This is a genomic window from Enterobacter sp. 168J2, from assembly GCF_034107265.1.
Taxonomy (GTDB): Bacteria; Pseudomonadota; Gammaproteobacteria; order Enterobacterales; family Enterobacteriaceae; genus Enterobacter; species Enterobacter nematophilus.
The window spans coordinates 78004-99011 of sequence record NZ_JAWNEB010000006.1; the positions used below are offsets into that span (position 1 = coordinate 78004).

A 21008-nucleotide genomic window follows, 5' to 3' on the forward strand; every position below is an offset into this window, starting at 1 on the left:
GCACCCGTTAACTGCCCGGACAATTAGTGTTGTTTCAGTTTATCTTTATGTTTATTGAGCTGTCGCGCAAGCTTGTCAATCAAGCCGTCGATAGCCGCGTACATGTCCTGCCCTTCCGCACTGGCATGGAGCTCACCCCCGTTTACATGCAGGGTCGCATCCGAGATATGAGTCACTTTCTCCACTTTTAACACAACGTAGACCTGGTTGATCCTTTCGAAATACTGCTCGAGTTTCGCGAACTTAGCGTTCACGAAGTCACGTAAAGCCTCAGTAATCTCGACGTTGTGTCCTGTGATATTGAGCTGCATAGTGTCTTCCTTATCGGTTGTGTCAGACCAGCTGTTTACGCTGGTTAGACGGCGGAATGGATAAAGACTCTCGATACTTCGCAACAGTACGACGTGCCACCATAATACCCTGATCGGACAGCATGGTGGTCAACTTACTGTCACTTAGTGGCTTCGCGGGGTTCTCCGCGGCGATCAACTTCTTCACCAGGGCGCGAATCGCCGTGGAGGAGGCTTCGCCGCCACCCTCGGTGTTCACATGGCTGGAGAAGAAATACTTAAGCTCAAAAATACCGCGCGGACTGTGCAGATACTTCTGCGTGGTAACGCGGGAAATGGTGGATTCATGCATCTCGACGGCCTGGGCGATATCCGCCAGCACCATCGGTTTCATATACTCTTCGCCCTGCTCAAAGAATGCCTGCTGCTGTTCAACGATGCAGCGGCTCACGCGAAGCAGGGTATCATTCCGGCTCTCCAGGCTCTTGATCAACCATCGCGCTTCCTGAAGATTGCTGCGAATGTATTGATTGTCGGAGTCGTTGCGCGCGCTGGTACACATGGAGGCGTACTGCTGGTTGATTTGCAGGCGAGGGATGCTGTCAGAGTTCAGTTCAACGACCCAGCGGTCATTGTGTTTTCTGACCAGCACGTCCGGGATAACGTACTCGGGTTCGCTGGTCTGGATCGACTGACCGGGACGCGGATCGAGGGACTGGATGAGATTTACCGCCTCTTTCAGCACCTCTTCCTTCAGGCGCGTCACGCGCATCAGGGTGCGGAAATCGTGGTTAGCCAGAAGATCCAGATGATCGCTGATGATTAAGCGTGCCTCGTCGAGCCACGGTGTTTCTTTGCTGAACTGAGAAAGCTGGATCAGCAGGCAATCGCGCAGATCTTTCGCGGCCACCCCGACCGGATCGAAGCGCTGAATGCGTTTCAATACCGCTTCAATCTCCTCAATCTCAATCTCTTCATCGCCCATGCTTTCCAGAATGTCGTCCAGCGTGACGGTCAAATAGCCGGTGTCATCAACGGCGTCGACAATCGACGTGGCAATGGCGCGGTCGGTATCGGAGAAGGGGGTAAGCTCTACCTGCCACATCAGGTAATCCTGCAGCGACTGGGTGGTTTCACCCTGGTAGACCGGTAGCTCGTCGTCCTGGTAGTCTGCACGCGTGCCGGAAGGGGTGCCGGCGGTATAGATTTCATCCCAGCTGGCATCCAGCGGAAGCTCGTCCGGCATCTCTTTTTGTTCGAGTGCATCCGCGGTGTCGAGCGCTTCTGTGTCCTGCAACTGCTGGGTATCTACCTCGTCATGAAGATCGGCTTGCTCCAGCAGGGGGTTGCTGTCCAGCGCCTGCTGGAGCTCCTGCTGGAGTTCTAAGGTGGACAGTTGCAACAGACGAATTGCCTGCTGTAACTGCGGCGTCATCGCCAGCTGTTGGCTGAGCCTTAATTGCAAACCTTGCTTCATGTTCAGAGCATTTTTCTCCGGTTCGGCGTTACGTTACCTCTACCCTATCAGAGTCTGAAGTCTTCCCCAAGATAGACGCGCTTAACATGATCGTCTTCGAGGATCTGCTGCGGCGTACCGTGAGCGATCAGATTGCCCTGGCTCACGATATACGCGCGTTCACATACCGCCAGCGTTTCACGAACGTTGTGGTCAGTGATCAGCACGCCAAGCCCGCTGTCACGCAGATGCTCGATAATGCGTTTAATGTCGATAACGGAGATCGGGTCAACGCCCGCAAACGGTTCATCCAGAAGGATAAACTTCGGATTGGCGGCCAGCGCGCGCGCAATCTCAACACGACGACGTTCACCCCCGGACAATGCCTGGCCCAGGCTGTCGCGCAGGTGCTCGATGTGAAACTCTTCCATCAGCTCGTTGGCGCGATCCTGACGCTGTTCGTTGGTCAGGTCGTCGCGAATTTGCAGGACCGCCATCAGGTTATCAAAGACGCTCAGACGACGGAAAATAGAGGCTTCCTGCGGCAGATAGCCGATGCCACGGCGCGCGCGCGCGTGCAGCGGCAGCAGGCTGATATCTTCATCGTCAATAATAATGTTGCCGGCATCGCGCGGCACAATGCCAACCACCATGTAGAAGGTGGTGGTTTTACCCGCACCGTTCGGGCCAAGCAGGCCCACAATTTCGCCGGAGTTGACGGTCAGACTGACATCTTCTACGACACGGCGGCCCTTATAGGCCTTCGCGAGATTTTTTGCAGTTAATGTTGCCATAGCGAATTAGTTACTCTTCTTCTGTGCCGGGGCCTGGCCCTTGCCTTTGTCCTGCAGCTGCGACGGAACCAGCACGGTGGTTACGCGTTTGCCTTTCTCGCTGGAGGCCTGCATTTTTTGCTCTTTCACCAGATAGGTAATCTGGTCACCGGTAATATTGCTGTCCAGCTGTTCCAGGTACGCTTTTCCGGTCAGGATGACCAGATCCTTCGCCAGCTCATAGTGCATATGCGAGGCGTGGCCCTTCACCGGCTTGCCGTTGTCCTGCATCTGGTAGAAGGTGGCCGGGTTGCCGTAACCATCGATGATCTCTTTGCCCTGCTCGCCGCCCGGACGGGTAACGACCACTTTATCGGCGTTGATTTTGATGGTGCCCTGCGTCACGACGACGTTACCCGTGAAGGTGACGACGTTACCCTGCATATCGAGAGACTGGGTGTCGGACTCGATATGGATCGGCTGGTCGGTATCGCCCGTTACAGCAAGCGCGGGGAGACTGGCCGCCAGCATCGCGCTGGCGATAATTACTTTAAGGCTGAGTTTGTTTGTTTTGAATTTCATAGGAGGTTCTAACCTTTTCAATCAGCTCGGCGTTCTTGCTGCGTAAGTTCCCGCGCATTCTTAAACCGCTGGAATTAAATGTTGTGCCATACAGTGTGACCAGATCCTGCGACGTCACGTCCTGGGTTACCAGGTTGATCTGGGCATTATCCGTCGTAATTTTTCGCAGTTGCGAGTCAGCGGTCAGGGCGTTGACTTCAACGTGGCCATACAGATAAAGCATACGGTCATTTGTCAGTTTGGCCCGATCTGACTTAATTGACCACGTCGGCACTTTGTCTTTATCGAAAGTGGTCATGACAGGTTGGGTAAACCACGAAACGCCGTCATCGGAAAAGTATTCCACGTGCTGGGCAATCAGGCGATAGTTCAGCGCACCTTCCGGGCTATAGACCACGGTGTCGCTGTGATCGCTTTTATAGGTTGGATCGTTATTGTTGACGACTTCCGTTTGCGTATCGTCGCGATCGGCAAGGTTAACGCCAATCAATACCAGTGCGACAAGCGAAAGCAGAATGATAACCCAACGTCTGGTTTTACTCATATCGATTGCCCTTTGGCTTCATCAAGCTTGCCCTGCGCCAGCAGAAGCAGATCGCAGACTTCACGGACGGCACCCCGGCCACCGTTGATGTGGGTAACGTAGTCAGCGCGTGGGATCAGCAGCGGATGAGCATCAGCAACCGCGATGCTAAGACCGACTTCAGACATCACCGGCCAGTCAATCAGGTCGTCCCCGACGTAGGCCACGTTTTCCGGTGCGATAGCCAGTTTACCCAGTAAATCATTGAACGCTGCCATCTTATCGGATTGACCCTGGTAAAGATGGGTAATGCCTAAGGTTTCACAGCGGTCTTCTACCAGTTTAGCTTTTCGTCCGGTGATGATAGCAACCTCGATACCTGAGGTGAGCGCACAGCGGATACCATAGCCGTCGCGAACGTTAAACGCTTTCAGCTCTTCACCGTTATTGCCCATGTAAATCAGGCCATCGGAAAGTACGCCATCCACATCCAGAATGAGCAGACGAATATTTTCCGCCTTTGCCATCATCTGGGTACTGACCGGACCATAACAGGTTGCAAGGGATGCACCCGCATTACTCATTGTCTTATCCTTTATTACACTACGCCAGCGCGCAGCAGATCATGCATATGTACCACACCCAGCAACTGGTCGCCATCGGCAACCATAACGGAGGTGATATGGCGGGACTGCATCAGGTTCAGCACATCCACGGCCAGCGTACCCGGACGCACGCGAATGCCGCCGGGCGTCATCACATCGGCAATGCCGAGCGTACGGACATCTACACCCATGTCGAACACGCGACGCAGGTCGCCATCGGTGAAGATCCCCTGAATTTTCATCAGATCGTCGCACACGACCGTCATCCCCAGATTCTTGCGGGTGATTTCCAGCAGGGCATCACGCAGGGAGGCTTCTTTACTGACGTGAGGGATCTCATCCCCGGTGTGCATAATATCGTTTACCCGCAGCAGCAGCTTGCGTCCCAGCGCGCCGCCCGGGTGGGAGAGCGCGAAATCTTCCGGCGTAAAACCGCGGGCTTCGAGCAGCGCGACGGCAAGCGCATCGCCCATGACCAGCGCGGCGGTGGTGCTGGACGTTGGCGCCAGGCCGAGCGGGCAGGCTTCTTTCGGTACTTTAACGCACAGGTGAATATCGGCCGCACGCGCCATGCTACTTTCCGGACGGCTGGTCATGCAAATCAGCGGCACCTGCAGACGCTTCAGTACGGGGATCAATGCCAGAATTTCATTGGACTCACCGGAGTTGGACAGCGCGATAACGATATCCTGCGGCGTGACCATCCCCAGGTCGCCGTGCGCGGCTTCCCCCGGGTGTACAAAGAAGGACGAGGTTCCGGTGCTGGCAAACGTTGCCGCCATTTTGCGCCCAATGTGGCCGGACTTGCCCATCCCCATCACCACGACTTTCCCGGCACAGTAGAACATCTTCTCACATGCCAGACTAAAATCCTGATTAATGTACTGATCTAACTGCGCCAGACCTTCACGTTCAATCTCCAGAACCTCTTTGCCTGCTTTCTGAAAGTCAAAAACCGGCTGCAATTCTATTTGCGACATAATGCGTTTCCGTTTACCCAGAGAGAAGAGGCGAGAGCCAGTACAGCATCGCCATCCATACGATAAATCCACCCGTCAGCAGCGCGCCTGCGCCTTTGCCGATCTGGCGTTGCCGCCGCCAGCAGAGCAGGGCAAATATCACGCTGACCAGCAGCATCACCCCGTAATCGCGTGAAAACGCCAGAGGGTTAAACGGCCCCGGCGTAATCAGAGCCGGCAGGCCCATGACAATCGCGATATTAAATATGTTGGAGCCGATGATATTACCAATGGCGATGTCATCTTCCCCTTTACGCGCCCCCGCAATGGCGGTGGCCAGCTCCGGCAGGCTGGTGCCGATAGCAATCACCGTCAGGCCAATCGTCAGTTCGCTCATGGCGAAATAGTTCGCCAGCACCGTCGCGTTATCCACGACCATGCGCGTTGCCATCGGCATGATGATCAGCGCAACGCCAAGCCAGAGCAGGGCGACCGGCAGCGTACCTTCACGCGGAAGTTCGGCAACCTGCTCACGCGTCAGGCTGTCCTGACCCTGCTTTTCCGCCTGGCGGGCAATTTTAACACTATACAGTAACCAGATGACGGCCAGCGCCAGCAGGAAAATGCCGTCGCTATAGCTAAGTACGCCATCATAGAATACGCATCCTGCCAGCAGGCTTACGACTAACATTAGCGGCAATTCACGTCGCAGAACATCAGAATGGACGCGAAATGGATGGAGCAGTGCCGCAAGGCCTAAAATCAGTAATATATTGACGATGTTAGAGCCAATCGCGGTGCCAATTGCCAGGTCTAGCTGACCATGCAGCGACGCCGAGACGGAGACGATGACTTCAGGAAGTGACGTGCCAACGCTGACCACGGTCATCCCGATGACAACAGGCGGTACGCCCGTCAGGCGACACAGGATAGATGCAGCAAAGACTAAACGGTCAGCACTGTAGACCACTAACAGTAAACCAATGATTAACAGTGCTGTTGCTAAAAGCATCAAAAGTCCTTTCTTCAGGTATACTTGTCGGTCCATCGCGCGGGAATGGCTGGACTGCATACGGTCTGAGGCGTAACGAATTCCTAATTTTGACTTTATGCGCCGGAAAAGTAAAACAAATGCCAGCTTTCGCTAACCTCAACGGCTAATATTCTGTAAAAATGCGGGGTTAAGGGCTGATTCAGGCTGCACGCCTTAACGTGAGCAGGGTAAGAAAGGAACTATAAATGAGCCAAACGATGGCGAATATTGTCGATGTCCGCGGTGTGAGTTTTTCTCGCGGCAATCGACTGATATTCGATGATATTTCGCTGACCGTACCGCGTGGCAAAATCACCGCCATCATGGGGCCGTCCGGGATCGGTAAAACGACTCTCCTGCGCCTTATTGGTGGTCAGATCCCACCGGATAGCGGTGAAATCCTCTTCGATGGCGAAAACGTCCCGGAGATGTCGCGCTCGCGCCTGTATACTGTCCGCAAACGTATGAGTATGCTCTTTCAGTCAGGGGCGTTGTTCACCGACATGAACGTCTTTGATAACGTAGCCTATCCGCTACGCGAGCATACCAGCCTGCCGCCTGAGCTTCTGAAAAGCACGGTGATGATGAAGCTTGAAGCCGTGGGGTTGCGGGGAGCCGCGAAGCTGATGCCTTCGGAGCTTTCCGGCGGGATGGCGCGCCGCGCCGCGCTGGCGCGAGCCATTGCATTAGAGCCCGATTTAATCATGTTCGACGAACCGTTCGTCGGGCAGGATCCCATCACGATGGGCGTGCTGGTAAAGCTCATCTCTGAACTGAACAGCGCGCTCGGCGTCACCTGTATCGTGGTGTCTCACGATGTACCGGAAGTATTGAGCATTGCCGATTACGCCTATATCGTGGCGGACAAAAAGATCGTTGCACACGGCAGCGCCCAGGCGCTGCAGGAAAATTGCGATCCGCGCGTGCGGCAGTTCCTTGACGGTATTGCTGACGGACCCGTACCGTTCCGCTACCCGGCGGGCGATTATCGTGACGATTTACTGGGAATAGGGAGTTAAGCCACTCATGCTGTTAAATGCGTTGGCCGCTCTCGGACACCGTGGCATAAAAACCATCAGGACGTTCGGGCGTGCCGGATTGATGTTATTCAACGCGCTGGTCGGCAAGCCGGAGTTTAGCAAGCACGCCCCTCTGCTGGTGCGTCAGCTTTACAATGTCGGCGTGCTGTCGATGCTCATCATTATTGTTTCCGGTCTGTTTATCGGCATGGTGCTGGGGCTGCAGGGCTACCTCGTCCTGACAACCTACAGTGCGGAAACCAGCCTCGGGATGTTGGTGGCGCTCTCGCTGCTGCGCGAGCTGGGGCCGGTTGTGGCGGCGCTGCTGTTCGCCGGGCGTGCAGGGTCGGCATTAACGGCTGAGATTGGCCTGATGCGTGCCACCGAGCAGCTCTCCAGCATGGAGATGATGGCGGTCGATCCGCTGCGTCGCGTGATCTCGCCGCGTTTCTGGGCGGGGGTGATCTCGCTCCCGCTACTGACTATTCTGTTTGTCGCCGTGGGGATCTGGGGCGGTTCGCTGGTTGGGGTCCACTGGAAAGGCATTGATGCCGGTTTCTTCTGGTCCGCGATGCAGGACGCCATCGACCTGCGAATGGATCTGGTTAACTGCCTGATTAAAAGCGTGGTATTTGCCATTACGGTCACCTGGATTGCATTGTTCAATGGTTACGATGCCATCCCGACCTCGGCGGGCATTAGCCGTGCAACTACACGTACTGTCGTACATTCGTCGCTGGCCGTACTGGGTCTGGATTTTGTGCTCACCGCACTGATGTTTGGGAATTGAGTTCATGCAAACGAGAAAAAATGAAATTTGGGTCGGCGTTTTCCTGCTGCTGGCGCTGCTGGCGGCGCTGTTTATCTGCCTGCGAGCGGCAGATATCACCTCAGTACGCACCGAGCCGACGTATCGCATCTATGCCACATTCGATAACATCGGCGGGCTGAAGGCACGTTCACCGGTCCGTATTGGCGGCGTGGTGATCGGCCGCGTATCTGACATTACGCTCGATGAGAAAACGTATCTGCCGCGCGTCGCGATGGATATCGAAGAACGTTACAACCACATTCCGGACACCAGCTCCCTTTCTATCCGTACTTCCGGCCTGCTGGGTGAACAATATCTGGCCCTTAACGTGGGCTTTGAAGACCCTGAGCTGGGAACGACTATCCTTAAAGACGGTAGCGTTATCCAGGATACGAAGTCCGCGATGGTGCTGGAGGACATGATTGGTCAGTTCCTTTACAACAGTAAAGGGGATGATAAAAAGTCTGACGATGCCCCTGCGCAGAGTGAAGACCATACCAACGTTGCGCCGACCCCTGGTGCTGCGAATTAATTCAGGAGAAGTCATTCATGTTTAAACGACTGTTAATGGTTGCCATGCTGGTCATTGCCCCTCTCACTGCGGCGCATGCTGCGGATCAGAGCAACCCGTACAAACTGATGGACGAAGCTGCGAAGAAAACCTTCGACCGTCTCAAAAACGAACAGCCAAAAATTCGCGCGAATCCTGACTATCTGCGTGACGTGGTTGACCAGGAGCTGCTGCCGTATGTGCAGATCAAATACGCGGGAGCGCTGGTGCTGGGGCGTTATTACAAAGACGCGACGCCTGCGCAGCGTGAAGCCTACTTTGCTGCATTCCGTGAATACCTGAAACAGGCTTACGGCCAGGCGCTGGCGATGTACCACGGTCAGACCTATCAGATTGCGCCAGAACAGCCGCTTGGCGATGCCACCATCATTCCTATTCGCGTAACCATCAACGATCCTAACGGCCGTCCGCCGGTGCGTCTGGATTTCCAGTGGCGTAAAAACAGCCAGACCGGCCACTGGCAGGCGTATGACATGATCGCCGAAGGGGTGAGCATGATCACCACTAAACAGAACGAGTGGAGCGACCTGCTGCGCACCAAGGGCATTGATGGCCTGACCGCACAGTTGCAGTCTATTTCTCGCCAGAAAATTACCCTGGACGAGAAGAAGTAATGTCGCAGCAACTCCGCTGGTCGCGTGAAGGTGAGACGTTAAGGCTGTCCGGTGAACTGGACCAGGATCTGCTGAACCCGCTGTGGGATAAACGCCATGAAGCGATGCAGGGCGTGACGCTTATCGACTTAACCGACGTCACGCGGGTGGATACGGCAGGCGTTGCGCTGCTTGCCCATCTGGTTGCCGTGGGCAAAAAGCAGGGAACAAGCGTCATGCTTCATGGCGCGAGTGACAATGTCGTTACCCTTGCGCAACTCTACAATCTGCCTCAGGACGTACTGCCTCGTTAATATTTTCAGTGCGTTACTTCCGAAAGCCCTGACAGTTTCATCGTCGGGGCTTTTTGCTTGTTTAAGACGACGCCACTTTGCTCTAAGATGTTGGGCTTGTTTTCACTATCAGATGATTAAGAGCCCATGGAAAATCATGAAATCCAGACAGTGCTGATGAATGCACTCTCCCTTCAGGAAGCCCACGTCACTGGCGATGGCAGTCACTTCCAGGTTATTGCTGTGGGTGAGATGTTCGACGGTATGAGCCGTGTGAAGAAGCAGCAGGCTGTGTACGCGCCGCTGATGGAATATATTGCGGATAACCGCATCCACGCCCTGTCGATTAAAGCGTTCACCCCGCAAGAGTGGGCACGCGATCGCAAACTAAACGGTTTTTGAGCTGAGGGCGACAGGCCCGCAGCACGGTTGAATTTATAAGAGAGCACACAATGGATAAATTTCGTGTACAGGGGCCAACGCGTCTCCAGGGCGAAGTCACAATTTCTGGCGCGAAGAACGCCGCGCTGCCAATCCTTTTTGCTGCGCTGCTCGCGGAAGAGCCGGTAGAAATTCAGAACGTACCGAAGCTGAAAGATATCGACACGACCATGAAGTTGCTCACCCAGTTGGGCACGAAAGTTGAGCGCAACGGTTCCGTCTGGATCGACGCCAGCAACGTGAACAACTTCTCTGCACCTTACGATCTGGTGAAAACCATGCGTGCATCTATCTGGGCGCTTGGCCCGCTGGTGGCACGTTTCGGTCAGGGTCAGGTTTCGCTGCCGGGCGGCTGCGCCATCGGCGCGCGTCCGGTTGACCTGCATATCTTTGGCCTGGAGAAACTGGGCGCAGAGATCAAGCTGGAAGAAGGTTACGTTAAGGCCTCCGTCAATGGCCGTCTGAAAGGCGCGCATATTGTCATGGACAAAGTGAGCGTTGGCGCTACGGTCACCATCATGTCTGCGGCGACGCTGGCAGAAGGTACCACCATCATCGAAAACGCCGCGCGTGAACCGGAGATCGTGGATACCGCCAATTTCCTCGTGGCGCTGGGTGCGAAGATTTCCGGCCAGGGGACTGACCGCATCACCATCGAAGGCGTTGAGCGTCTGGGCGGTGGTGTGTACCGCGTTCTGCCGGACCGTATCGAAACCGGCACCTTCCTGGTGGCTGCGGCGATCTCTGGCGGTAAGATTGTCTGCCGTAATGCACAGCCAGACACTCTGGATGCCGTTCTGGCGAAGCTGCGTGAAGCAGGTGCTGATGTTGAAACCGGTGAAGACTGGATCAGCCTCGACATGCACGGCAAGCGTCCTAAAGCGGTGACCGTGCGTACGGCGCCGCATCCGGCATTCCCGACCGATATGCAGGCGCAGTTCACCCTGCTGAACCTGGTTGCCGAAGGAACCGGTGTGATCACCGAGACGATTTTCGAGAACCGCTTTATGCACGTCCCGGAGCTGATCCGTATGGGTGCGCATGCTGAGATCGAAAGTAACACCGTGATTTGCCATGGCGTTGAGAAACTGTCCGGTGCCCAGGTAATGGCAACGGATCTGCGTGCGTCTGCAAGTCTGGTGCTGGCGGGCTGTATCGCGGAAGGCACAACGGTGGTGGATCGTATTTATCACATCGATCGTGGCTATGAACGTATCGAAGACAAACTGCGCGCGCTGGGTGCCAATATCGAGCGTGTGAAGGGCGAGTAATCGTTCCGGCAGCCCCCTGCCAGAAATGACCGGGGGGTTGCTATTCCTGTCAAAAAAAGCCGTTATTCCTGCGGTTCTGTTTTTACTTTTCTCTGGCGCATCATGCGCGTTCTGTCGATAAATTCATGGGTAACAGGATCGTGATAACGCGAAGGCCAGATCACCCACGGGTGCGTTTCCAGCGCCGTCGCGATAATTAATTCCCCCTTTGGCCAGGGGCGGGTCAGGGCGTTGGCCAGGGTGGAAGAACTCAGACCATGGCGGCGGGACTCTGCTGCAAGTGACGTACCTCTTTTGCGCAGTGCCGCAATGATATCTGCCGTATGCCAGTCGATAAATTTCGTATCCATAACGCTGTCCTTAAGTTCGGATTCACCTACGCCGTTTCTTCTGAAACGACTGGCTTACTATACCCATTTAACATTCGTGTTCTAAAAAGTTCGCGTTACTTGAAGGGATATTCAGAATAAGACATGGCTTTATTCATGCGGGCTCTAACCCGATGAATTTACATGAATGCGGAATTTACTGGTGCGTTTTTGAACCTCCCCGCGAAGGATGCGGGGAGGTGGGGGGCAAGATTAACGGTCGCGCTGAACAGCGATGTGGGCAAGACCAATCAGGGCATCGCGCCACGGGCTGTCTGGAATAACCTGGAGAGCTTCGATGGCTTTGTCAGCCTCTTCTTCAGCACGCTGACGGGTCCATTCCAGCGAGCCGCAAATGGCCATGGTTTCCAGAACAGGTTCAAGAAGATGGCGACCATTTCCCTGTTCGATCGCCTCACGGATCATTTTCGCCTGGTCGGCCGTTCCGTTGTGCATAGCGTGCAGCAGCGGCAGGGTCGGTTTGCCTTCGTTCAGGTCATCGCCAACGTTTTTGCCGAGCGTTTCGCCGTCCGCGCTGTAGTCCAGCAAATCATCAATCAGCTGGAAGGCGGTACCCAGATAGCGACCATAGTCCTGCAAGCCTTTTTCCTGCGCCTCGGAACAGCCGGCCAGAATGCCGGAGCACTGGGCGGCCGCTTCAAACAGGCGCGCTGTTTTGCTGTAAATAACGCGCATGTAGTTTTCTTCGGTGATATCGGGGTCATTGACGTTCATCAGCTGCAGCACTTCGCCTTCAGCGATGACGTTAACGGCTTCTGACATCACCTCCAGCACTTTCAGAGAACCCAGGCTGGTCATCATCTGGAAGGCGCGGGTATAGATAAAATCCCCGACCAGAACGCTGGCGGCATTCCCGAAGGCAGCGTTTGCCGTGGCTTTGCCACGACGCATATCGGATTCATCCACAACATCGTCATGCAGAAGCGTCGCGGTGTGAATAAATTCGATCAGCGCGGCGATCGTCACGTGGGCATTTCCCTGATAGCCAACGGCTCTGGCAGCCAGAATGGCAATCATCGGGCGAATGCGTTTACCGCCGCCGCTGACAATGTAATAGCCCAACTGATTGATCAGCTGAACGTCAGAGTTGAGTTGCTCCAGGATTGCTGCATTTACACCCGCCATATCTTGCGCGGTTAACTCGTTGATTTTTTCTAAATTCATCGCAAAAGCCGGGCTTTTTATCCTGTTGATCCCATCTTCAATGGGGTAACGAAGGGTTTCGGTTTATCAATAGTAGTGCTGATTGTACTGAAAAAACGGCTCAGATAAACGTTACCGTACGTGTTGTGTTTTTTTTCTTCATGTATTGACGGTAGCACTTGTCAAAGGCTCGCGTTTTGCGTAATATTCGCGCCCTATTGTGAATATTTATAGCGCACTCTGATTCATACGAGGACGTGCGCGGAAGCGGAGTTTATATGTACGCGGTTTTCCAAAGTGGTGGTAAACAACACCGAGTAAGCGAAGGTCAGACCGTTCGCCTGGAAAAGCTGGACATCGCAACTGGCGAATCTGTTGAGTTCGCAGAAGTTCTGATGATCGCAAACGGTGAAGAAGTCAAAATCGGCGTTCCTTTCGTTGATGGCGGCGTTATCAAAGCTGAAGTTGTTGCACACGGTCGTGGCGAGAAAGTTAAAATCGTTAAGTTTCGTCGTCGTAAACACTACCGTAAGCAGCAGGGCCACCGTCAGTGGTTCACTGATGTGAAAATTACTGGCATCAGCGCCTAAGACCTGAGGAGAGATTTAAATGGCACATAAAAAGGCTGGCGGCTCCACACGTAACGGTCGCGATTCAGAAGCTAAACGCCTGGGCGTTAAGCGTTTCGGTGGCGAATCCGTTCTGGCGGGTAGCATCATCGTTCGTCAACGTGGTACCAAATTCCACGCTGGCAATAACGTAGGTTGCGGTCGTGACCACACTCTGTTTGCTAAAGCAGACGGTAAAGTGAAATTTGAAGTTAAAGGCCCGAACAACCGTAAATACATCAGCATCGTTGCTGAGTAAGGTTTTCTCGGTCCGGTAACGGATTAAAGCCCCGCAACGTGTTGCGGGGCTTTTTACATTGGAAACCCGGAAAATTTTCTGTAGGGAAAACGGGCATGAAGCAGCAGGCCGGCATTGGTATTCTTTTGGCGCTCACGACCGCAATGTGCTGGGGTGCGCTGCCAATTGCAATGAAGCAGGTACTGGAAGTGATGGAGCCGCCTACGGTGGTCTTTTATCGCTTTCTGATGGCAAGCATTGGTCTCGGGACCATCCTTGCAATTAAAGGTAAGCTTCCACCGCTGCGACTCTTCCGCAAACCTCGCTGGCTGGTGCTACTGGCCATTGCGACGGGCGGTCTGTTCGGTAACTTCATCCTGTTCAGCTCTTCCCTGCAGTATTTGAGCCCTACGGCGTCTCAGGTGATTGGTCAGCTTTCACCCGTGGGCATGATGGTCGCGAGCGTGTTCATCCTCAAGGAGAAGATGCGCGGGACGCAGATTATCGGGGCAAGCATGCTGCTATGCGGCCTGGTGATGTTCTTCAACACCAGCCTGATCGAGATTTTTACCCGGCTTACGGATTACACCTGGGGCGTGATCTTCGGCGTGGGTGCAGCAACGGTCTGGGTGAGCTATGGCGTCGCGCAAAAGGTGTTATTGCGTCGCCTGGCCTCACAGCAGATCCTTTTTTTGCTGTACACTTTGTGTACAGTTGCATTATTGCCATTAGCGAAGCCGGGCGTCATTACCCAGCTGAGCGACTGGCAGCTGGCGTGCCTCATTTTTTGTGGGCTTAACACGCTGGTCGGTTATGGCGCGCTGGCGGAAGCGATGGCGCGCTGGCAGGCAGCACAGGTGAGCGCATTGATCACGCTTACCCCGCTGTTTACGCTGTTATTTTCAGATTTGTTATCAATGGCCTGGCCCGATGTCTTCGTCAGACCGATGCTCAACCTGTTGGGCTATCTCGGTGCGTTTGTCGTGGTTGCGGGCGCGATGTATTCCGCCATTGGTCATCGTCTTTGGGGACGTTGGCGCAAAAATGAAGCGGTCGTAGTAGTCCCCCGCTCAGGCGAATGAGTTACGGAGAGTAAAATGAAGTTTGTTGATGAAGCGACGATTCTGGTCGTGGCAGGTGATGGCGGTAACGGTTGTGTAAGCTTCCGCCGTGAAAAATATATTCCTCGTGGCGGCCCTGACGGCGGTGACGGTGGCGATGGTGGTGACGTGTGGCTGGAGGCGGATGAAAACCTCAACACGCTGATCGACTACCGCTTTGAAAAATCCTTCCGCGCTGAACGCGGCCAGAACGGCCAGAGCCGTGACTGTACCGGTAAACGCGGTAAAGACGTGACCATTAAGGTTCCGGTCGGTACGCGCGTTATAGATCAGGGCACCGGTGAAACCATGGGCGATATGACTAAGCACGGTCAGCGCCTGATGGTCGCAAAAGGTGGCTGGCACGGTCTGGGCAACAGCCGTTTCAAATCTTCCGTTAACCGTACCCCGCGCCAGAAAACGATGGGTACGCCGGGCGATAAGCGCGATTTGCAGCTGGAACTGATGCTGCTGGCAGACGTGGGCATGCTGGGTATGCCAAACGCCGGTAAATCGACGTTTATTCGCGCTGTCTCTGCGGCGAAGCCCAAAGTGGCGGACTATCCGTTTACCACGCTGGTGCCAAGCCTCGGCGTTGTCCGCATGGATAACGAAAAGAGCTTCGTCGTGGCTGATATCCCTGGCCTGATTGAAGGCGCTGCGGAAGGGGCTGGCCTGGGTATTCGCTTCCTGAAGCACCTTGAGCGCTGCCGCGTCCTGCTGCACCTCATTGATATCGATCCAATCGACGGTTCCGATCCGGTTGAGAACGCCCGCATTATCATCGGCGAGCTGGAAAAATACAGCGAAAAACTGGCGAGTAAACCACGCTGGCTGGTCTTCAACAAAATCGACCTGATGGACAAAGCGGAAGCCGAAGCGAAAGCCAAAGCGATTGCGGAAGCAATGGGCTGGGAAGATAAATACTACCTGATCTCCGCGGCAAGCCAGGTTGGCGTGAAAGATCTCTGCTGGGATGTGATGACCTTCATCATCGAGAACCCGGTCGTTCAGGCTGAAGAAGCGAAACAGCCAGAAAAAGTCGAATTCATGTGGGATGACTACCACCGCCAGCAGCTCGAAGAGCTGGAAGCGGAAGAGGAAGACGACTGGGACGATGACTGGGATGAAGACGACGAAGAAGGCGTCGAGTTCATCTACAAGCACTAATATCTGTCCGAAGCCCCCATCCAGGGGGCTTTTTTCATTCCAGCGTTGAGGGCAGCCAGCAGCTTGCTATCAGCCCGCCTTCAGCACCGTTCTCCAGCATCAGCCTACCGTGATGAAGCTGCAGGATGCGCTGTACGATACTCAGGCCCAGGCCGCTGCCGCCGTAACGCTGATCGAGACGACGGAACGGCTCCGTGATCGACTGTCGGTGCGCTTCGTCAATGCCAGGCCCCTGATCGATTACGCTGAGCTGAGTACCGCCTTCGACCTCGGTGAGCGTCACGGTAATCGTGGTGCCCGTTGGGCTGTAGCGCCCGGCATTCTCCAGCAGGTTGCGCAGCATCAGCCGCAGCAGTACCGCGTCTCCCTGTACCGTGAGCGGACTTTTGTCCGGCCATATCACCGTGTGCGCTTTGGCTTCATGCTCAAGACCAAGAGGCGTGATGATAGTCTCCGTCCAGTTGATGGTTTCATAGTGGCCGCTCGCCATCGCCTGGCCGGCACGGGCCAGCATCAGCAGTTGCTCAACGGTATGCATTAGCTGGTCGATACGGCTGATGAGCGTCGTAGCCTGCGGAGAGCCTGACTGGGCCATGAGCTCCAGATGGAGCCTGATTCCGGCAAGGGGCGTTCGCAGTTCGTGGGCGGCGTCCGCCGTGAAGAGACGCTCCTGCTGAATGGTACTGTCCAGCCTGGCGAGTAGCTGATTGAGCGAGGTGGTCACGGCGCCGATTTCTTCCATGTCGGAATACATAGGAAGCGGGGTTAAGTTATCCGCCGAACGGTTAGCCAGGCTCACGCGCAGTTTGTTCAGCGGCCGGGTTATCCAGGTGACCGCCCAGAACGAGAAAAATAGCGTAAAGCCAACCATCACCAGAGATGGGACCAGCAGCGAGGCAATCGCTTCGCGGATCTCTTTCTCGACGTGGTTGTTACGTGATTTTGCCGACAGCGTTTCGTTAACCAGAAAGCCAATCTGCTCGCGGCTTTCGTGCCATAACCAAATGACGCTTATCAGCTGGAAAAATAACAGGATAACCGCCAGCAACACCATTAATCGCCGACGCATGCTGTTCATTTCTGGCTCTCCAGGCGGTAACCAACGCCACGGACGGTTTTAATCCGATCTTTGCCGAGTTTCCGGCGCAGGTTGTGAATGTGGACTTCCAGGGTGTTGGAGCCCGGATCGTCCTGCCAGGAGTAGATGTCCTGCTGGAGGGTTTCTCTGTGTACCGTTTGTCCGCTTCGCATGATCAGGCGCGTAAGCAAGGCGAACTCTTTTGGCGTAACTTCGACAGGCTGAGACTGACGCAGTACCTGCTGGGTTTGCAGATTCAGGGTAATATCCCCGTCGGTCAACAGGTTATCACTGTGCCCCAGATAGCGTCGTATTAACGCCCGCACCCGAGCCTGAAGCTCCGCAAGCGCAAAGGGCTTCACCAGATAATCATCTGCGCCGGCATCAAGACCGGTAATACGATCTTCAATGGCGTCACGTGCCGTCAGGATCAACACCGGATTGGCAATGCCGCGGCGACGCCACTGGCTGAGCAGCGTGGCGCCGTCTTTATCCGGCAAGCCCAGGTCAAGGATCACCAGGCTGTATTCGCCGCTCTGGATCAGGGCATCGGCTTCTGCCGCGCTGCCGGCACAGTCCAGGGCATAGCCTTCATTGGCGAGTCCCAGAGCCAGTCCTTCCTGTAATAACAGATCGTCTTCAACTATAAGGAGTTTCATCGCTAGTTATTCTGGTAGATGTCTTTATAAAGCCTGCTTTCGAAGCGAACCAGCGGTATACGGCGGTTGCGCTGGTCGGTCGGTTCGACGGCATAGCCGGAAAGATACTGCACGAATGCCATGCGCTGTCCGCTGGCGGTCGTGATGAAACCTGCAAGGTTATACACCCCCTGCAGTGAACCTGTTTTAGCGGAGACTTTGCCGTCCACACCCGCCGCGTGAAGCCCGGCGCGGTACTGCAGCGAACCGTCGTGTCCGGCAAGAGGCAGCATTGAGATAAAGTTTAGCTCAGTGTCATGCTGTGCAATGTACTGAAGCACCTGCATCATGGTGGCCGGGGCAATCAGGTTATGACGCGATAATCCGGATCCATCAACGGCGATAGTGTTGCCCAGATCAATCCCCGCCTGCTGACGCAGGATCTGACGAACAGCGTCTGAGCCCGCGCGCCAGGTTCCCGGCACGCCGAAGCGCGCGTGACCAATCATGCGGAACACGGTGTCGGCAATCATGTTGTCAGACTTTTTCAGCATAATTCGCAGCAAATCGTGCAGCGGTGGCGACTGTTTGCTGGCAATGACCGTACCCGGCTGGTTGACCTGCGTCTGGCGTAGCAGCGTGCCGGAATAGGTTATTCCCGCCTGCTTCAGCTCATCCTTGAGAATCGCACCCGCATAGCTTGCGCCATCCTGAATCGCGAAGGCCAGCGGCAGGGGATCGGCGCGCTGCGTCAGGCAGCCGGTGAGGGTGTAGCGGTTAAGATCGCCAGGCACCACGTCCAGTTCGCAGTACTGGGCATCCGGGGAGCCTTTTGCCAGCGTACGCACCTGGCTAAACATCGTCACCGGATAGTAAGATGCCACGCGAATAAACGCTAAATCATCCGGCTTAGGCGCGCTGTAAAGGGAGATCGAGAAGCAGTTGCGGTCAACAATCGCGGCGGCTGGCGGGGCGCTAAAGCACTGCGTCATGTCGTTCCACGGCCAGCCTGGTGCTTTATCGTGGCTGGCAAAAATGGAGGTATCGATCAGCACGTTGCCATCGATTTTTGTCACGCCGGATTTTTTTAGTACCGCCACCATGTTGCGGATATCCTGGCGCTTAAAGGTGGGATCGCCGCCGAAACGGGCGATAAGATCGCCTTTCAGTTCGCCACCCTCGACGTTACCTTTGGTTTCAAGCGTGGTAGTAAAACGGAAGTCAGGCCCGAGCTGGAGCAGGGCGGCGAGGGCTGTGATCACCTTCTGGGTACTGGCAGGCAGCGCCATCTGTTGACTGTGATAGTCAATCTCGGGAGCCTGTGCGCCAACCTTCTGCACCATCAGGGCAAGGTTCGCGCCTGCGGGGAGCTGATTAATGTACTCATCAACATTCGCGGCCTGGGCGGTGAACGTTATACTGGTAGTCAATCCGATGATAAAACTGGAAAATCGCATAATCTCGCGCTAACAACCCGAAAACAAACCGTCATACTACGGTGCATGGCACTGCAAAGTAAACGATGACCCATAGTGAACTTCGCGGTAAAATGCGTATCAAATTGAAAAATTGCTGCTGACCTGGGGCGTCGCTCCCGGGTCGGTTTTCTTTTTGCTTCTTGCCCGCTTCGGGGGGCAGGAGCAGGGAACACTGCTCCCAACAGGAATGTTTAAGAGGTATAACAAATGCAAGCTATTCCGATGACCTTACGTGGTGCCGAAAAACTGCGCGAAGAGCTGGATTTCCTGAAATCCGTGCGTCGCCCTGAAATCATCGCCGCTATCGCGGAAGCCCGTGAGCATGGCGATCTGAAAGAGAATGCTGAATACCATGCGGCGCGCGAGCAACAGGGTTTCTGTGAAGGGCGCATTAAAGATATCGAAGCGAAGCTGTCTAATGCGCAGGTTATCGATATCACCAAAATGCCTAACAATGGCCGCGTGATTTTTGGTTCTACCGTCAGCGTTCTGAACCTGGACAACGACGAAGAGCAGACCTATCGCATCGTGGGCGATGATGAAGCCGACTTCAAACAGAACCTGATTTCGGTGAACTCACCGATTGCTCGCGGCCTGATTGGCAAAGAGCAGGACGATGTTGTCACCATCCGTACCCCTGGCGGTGAAGTGGAATACGAAATTATTAAGGTTGAATACCTGTAATTCGCTTCTCCACTAAGATGTTGATACATTGTAAAGAAAAGAAAAAGGCCGCGTAGCGGCCTTTTATCAACTCAAGGAGCATGGCATTTTGCTCGCCTGCTGAAAGAAATCCCTCGTTTCACACAGAAAATGTGATTGATTCAGGATATCCTTAGCGTGGCAGCGAGATTTTACGCTCTTTAGATGGGCGATAGAGCACCAGCGTTTTACCGATGACCTGTACATTACAGGCGCCGGTTTCGCGCACGATGGCTTCCACGATCAGGTTTTTAGTGTCTCTGTCTTCAGAGGCGATTTTCACCTTGATCAGCTCGTGGTGTTCCAGCGCTTGTTCAATCTCGGCAAGCACCCCTTCGGTCAAACCATTGTTGCCAAGCATCACTACAGGCTTGAGCGGATGTGCCAGACCTTTAAGGTGCTGTTTTTGTTTAGTACTCAGATTCATCGTATATTTTTGCTTACGTTGGGATTGAAAACGGTTCATTCTACCGCCATCTCCCTTATATCGCCAAATAGCTGCGTAGAAATTTACGTCACAGGCAAGCAACGATGAACCAGGACGGAAATGTTAAATGACAGGTAAAAAGCGTTCTGCCAGTTCCAGCCGCTGGCTTCAGGAACACTTTAGCGATAAATATGTTCAACAGGCACAGAAAAAGGGGTTACGTTCCCGTGCCTGGTTTAAACTTGATGAAATACAGCAAAGTGACAAACTTTTTAAGCCGGGGATGACGGTTGTTGACCTCGGTGCGGCACCTGGCGGATGGTCTCAGTATGCGGTAACGCAGATCGGCGGAACGGGCCGAATCATCGCGTGCGATCTTTTACCAATGGATCCCATCGTCGGTGTCGACTTCCTTCAGGGCGACTTTCGTGATGAATTAGTGCTGAAAGCGTTACTTGATCGTGTTGGTGATAGTAAGGTCCAGGTTGTCATGTCGGATATGGCACCAAATATGTGCGGAACACCGGCGGTGGATATCCCCCGCGCCATGTATCTGGTGGAGCTAGCGTTAGAAATGTGTCGTGATGTACTAGCGCCTGGTGGTAGTTTTGTTGTGAAGGTGTTTCAGGGCGAAGGTTTCGAGGAGTATCTTAAGGAAATTCGCTCCCTGTTTGCGAAGGTCAAAGTTCGTAAGCCGGACTCTTCCCGGGCCCGTTCCCGAGAAGTGTATATTGTAGCGACCGGGCGAAAATGATAACCGGTAGATTTCAGGCGAAAGTTTGAATGAAACTGGATATAGAGTATCCTGACGCTGTTT

The 21008-nt window shown here is 54.5% G+C and carries 27 protein-coding genes; 13 read left to right on the forward strand and 14 right to left on the reverse strand.

The window, feature by feature from the left end:
• Positions 1-23: 23 nt before the first annotated feature.
• Genes hpf through USG84_RS16240 form a run of 8 tightly spaced genes read right to left on the reverse strand, consistent with a single transcriptional unit; the run spans position 24 to position 6200 of the window.
• Entirely contained in the window at positions 24-311 is a 288-nt protein-coding gene (hpf, locus tag USG84_RS16205) for a ribosome hibernation promoting factor (protein WP_014171818.1), read from the reverse strand.
• A 22-nt stretch (positions 312-333) separates the two neighbouring features.
• Complete coding sequence (gene rpoN / locus USG84_RS16210; protein ID WP_061096948.1) at positions 334-1767, reverse strand: RNA polymerase factor sigma-54; 1434 nt, start codon at positions 1765-1767, stop codon at positions 334-336.
• A 47-nt stretch (positions 1768-1814) separates the two neighbouring features.
• Entirely contained in the window at positions 1815-2540 is a 726-nt protein-coding gene (lptB, locus tag USG84_RS16215) for an LPS export ABC transporter ATP-binding protein (RefSeq protein WP_028014570.1), read from the reverse strand.
• 6 nt (positions 2541-2546) lie between these two features.
• Positions 2547-3101 carry a lipopolysaccharide ABC transporter substrate-binding protein LptA gene (gene lptA, locus USG84_RS16220; RefSeq protein WP_061096949.1) on the reverse strand — a complete coding sequence of 185 codons (555 nt, stop codon included), beginning with the start codon at positions 3099-3101 and terminating at the stop codon, positions 2547-2549.
• Complete coding sequence (lptC, locus tag USG84_RS16225; RefSeq protein ID WP_028014568.1) at positions 3070-3645, reverse strand: LPS export ABC transporter periplasmic protein LptC; 576 nt, start codon at positions 3643-3645, stop codon at positions 3070-3072. The genes lptA and lptC overlap by 32 nt, the downstream gene beginning before the upstream one ends.
• Positions 3642-4208, reverse strand: a complete 567-nt coding sequence (gene kdsC, locus USG84_RS16230) for a 3-deoxy-manno-octulosonate-8-phosphatase KdsC (RefSeq protein WP_151412465.1) — start codon at positions 4206-4208, stop codon at positions 3642-3644. The genes lptC and kdsC overlap by 4 nt, the downstream gene beginning before the upstream one ends.
• A gap of 14 nt (positions 4209-4222) precedes the next feature.
• Positions 4223-5209, reverse strand: a complete 987-nt coding sequence (kdsD, locus tag USG84_RS16235) for an arabinose-5-phosphate isomerase KdsD (protein WP_253543349.1) — start codon at positions 5207-5209, stop codon at positions 4223-4225.
• Between the two features lie 13 nt (positions 5210-5222).
• The gene (locus tag USG84_RS16240; RefSeq protein WP_151412466.1) at positions 5223-6200 is read right to left on the reverse strand and encodes a calcium/sodium antiporter; all 978 of its coding nucleotides are present in this window, start codon (positions 6198-6200) and stop codon (positions 5223-5225) included.
• Positions 6201-6427: 227 nt separating this feature from the next.
• Between USG84_RS16240 and mlaF the strand changes: the two genes are divergently transcribed.
• From mlaF to murA, 7 genes are all read left to right on the forward strand, one after another.
• Positions 6428-7240, forward strand: coding sequence for a phospholipid ABC transporter ATP-binding protein MlaF (gene mlaF / locus USG84_RS16245; RefSeq protein ID WP_028014565.1), 813 nt, complete (start codon positions 6428-6430; stop codon positions 7238-7240).
• Positions 7241-7247: 7 nt separating this feature from the next.
• Positions 7248-8030, forward strand: coding sequence for a lipid asymmetry maintenance ABC transporter permease subunit MlaE (mlaE, locus tag USG84_RS16250; RefSeq protein ID WP_028014564.1), 783 nt, complete (start codon positions 7248-7250; stop codon positions 8028-8030).
• A 4-nt stretch (positions 8031-8034) separates the two neighbouring features.
• Complete coding sequence (mlaD, locus tag USG84_RS16255; RefSeq protein WP_041911946.1) at positions 8035-8583, forward strand: outer membrane lipid asymmetry maintenance protein MlaD; 549 nt, start codon at positions 8035-8037, stop codon at positions 8581-8583.
• Positions 8584-8600: 17 nt separating this feature from the next.
• Positions 8601-9236 (forward strand): phospholipid-binding protein MlaC, encoded by a 636-nt coding sequence (gene mlaC / locus USG84_RS16260; RefSeq protein ID WP_061096951.1) that lies wholly within the window; start codon positions 8601-8603, stop codon positions 9234-9236.
• Positions 9236-9529, forward strand: coding sequence for a lipid asymmetry maintenance protein MlaB (mlaB, locus tag USG84_RS16265; RefSeq protein ID WP_045630728.1), 294 nt, complete (start codon positions 9236-9238; stop codon positions 9527-9529). Before mlaC ends, mlaB begins: the two co-directional genes overlap by 1 nt.
• A 126-nt stretch (positions 9530-9655) precedes the next feature.
• Positions 9656-9910 carry a BolA family iron metabolism protein IbaG gene (gene ibaG, locus USG84_RS16270; RefSeq protein ID WP_008501458.1) on the forward strand — a complete coding sequence of 85 codons (255 nt, stop codon included), beginning with the start codon at positions 9656-9658 and terminating at the stop codon, positions 9908-9910.
• 50 nt (positions 9911-9960) lie between these two features.
• A complete protein-coding gene (gene murA, locus USG84_RS16275) occupies positions 9961-11220 on the forward strand; it encodes a UDP-N-acetylglucosamine 1-carboxyvinyltransferase (protein WP_028014560.1) in 1260 nt (419 codons plus the stop codon).
• A 62-nt stretch (positions 11221-11282) separates the two neighbouring features.
• Here murA and sfsB read toward each other — a convergent pair whose 3' ends face one another.
• Complete coding sequence (gene sfsB / locus USG84_RS16280; protein ID WP_061096952.1) at positions 11283-11570, reverse strand: DNA-binding transcriptional regulator SfsB; 288 nt, start codon at positions 11568-11570, stop codon at positions 11283-11285.
• Positions 11571-11801: 231 nt separating this feature from the next.
• A complete protein-coding gene (gene ispB, locus USG84_RS16285) occupies positions 11802-12773 on the reverse strand; it encodes an octaprenyl diphosphate synthase (protein ID WP_253543347.1) in 972 nt (323 codons plus the stop codon).
• A gap of 257 nt (positions 12774-13030) precedes the next feature.
• On the opposite strand from ispB, the gene rplU reads away from it, so the two are divergent.
• From rplU to cgtA, 4 genes are all read left to right on the forward strand, one after another.
• On the forward strand, positions 13031-13342 hold the full coding sequence (rplU, locus tag USG84_RS16290) for a 50S ribosomal protein L21 (protein ID WP_003025032.1): 312 nt from the start codon (positions 13031-13033) through the stop codon (positions 13340-13342).
• Positions 13343-13361: 19 nt separating this feature from the next.
• Positions 13362-13619 (forward strand): 50S ribosomal protein L27, encoded by a 258-nt coding sequence (gene rpmA / locus USG84_RS16295; RefSeq protein WP_004385076.1) that lies wholly within the window; start codon positions 13362-13364, stop codon positions 13617-13619.
• A 95-nt stretch (positions 13620-13714) separates the two neighbouring features.
• Complete coding sequence (locus USG84_RS16300; protein WP_061096953.1) at positions 13715-14680, forward strand: DMT family transporter; 966 nt, start codon at positions 13715-13717, stop codon at positions 14678-14680.
• A gap of 15 nt (positions 14681-14695) precedes the next feature.
• Complete coding sequence (gene cgtA / locus USG84_RS16305; protein WP_014885381.1) at positions 14696-15868, forward strand: Obg family GTPase CgtA; 1173 nt, start codon at positions 14696-14698, stop codon at positions 15866-15868.
• Positions 15869-15902: 34 nt separating this feature from the next.
• Here cgtA and pmrB read toward each other — a convergent pair whose 3' ends face one another.
• Genes pmrB through dacB form a run of 3 tightly spaced genes read right to left on the reverse strand, consistent with a single transcriptional unit; the run spans position 15903 to position 19041 of the window.
• Positions 15903-16946 (reverse strand): two-component system sensor histidine kinase PmrB, encoded by a 1044-nt coding sequence (pmrB, locus tag USG84_RS16310; protein ID WP_061096954.1) that lies wholly within the window; start codon positions 16944-16946, stop codon positions 15903-15905.
• Positions 16943-17605, reverse strand: coding sequence for a two-component system response regulator PmrA (gene pmrA / locus USG84_RS16315; RefSeq protein WP_253543346.1), 663 nt, complete (start codon positions 17603-17605; stop codon positions 16943-16945). Before pmrA ends, pmrB begins: the two co-directional genes overlap by 4 nt.
• A 2-nt stretch (positions 17606-17607) precedes the next feature.
• A complete protein-coding gene (gene dacB, locus USG84_RS16320) occupies positions 17608-19041 on the reverse strand; it encodes a serine-type D-Ala-D-Ala carboxypeptidase (protein WP_151412467.1) in 1434 nt (477 codons plus the stop codon).
• A 228-nt stretch (positions 19042-19269) separates the two neighbouring features.
• Here dacB and greA point away from each other — a divergent pair, with 228 nt between their 5' ends.
• Positions 19270-19746, forward strand: coding sequence for a transcription elongation factor GreA (gene greA / locus USG84_RS16325; protein ID WP_006812122.1), 477 nt, complete (start codon positions 19270-19272; stop codon positions 19744-19746).
• A 151-nt stretch (positions 19747-19897) separates the two neighbouring features.
• Here the strand turns inward: greA and yhbY are convergent, their stop codons facing one another.
• The gene (gene yhbY / locus USG84_RS16330) at positions 19898-20191 is read right to left on the reverse strand and encodes a ribosome assembly RNA-binding protein YhbY (protein WP_003861814.1); all 294 of its coding nucleotides are present in this window, start codon (positions 20189-20191) and stop codon (positions 19898-19900) included.
• 127 nt (positions 20192-20318) lie between these two features.
• Between yhbY and rlmE the strand changes: the two genes are divergently transcribed.
• On the forward strand, positions 20319-20945 hold the full coding sequence (gene rlmE, locus USG84_RS16335) for a 23S rRNA (uridine(2552)-2'-O)-methyltransferase RlmE (protein ID WP_003861812.1): 627 nt from the start codon (positions 20319-20321) through the stop codon (positions 20943-20945).
• The last annotated feature ends 63 nt before the right edge of the window (positions 20946-21008 follow it).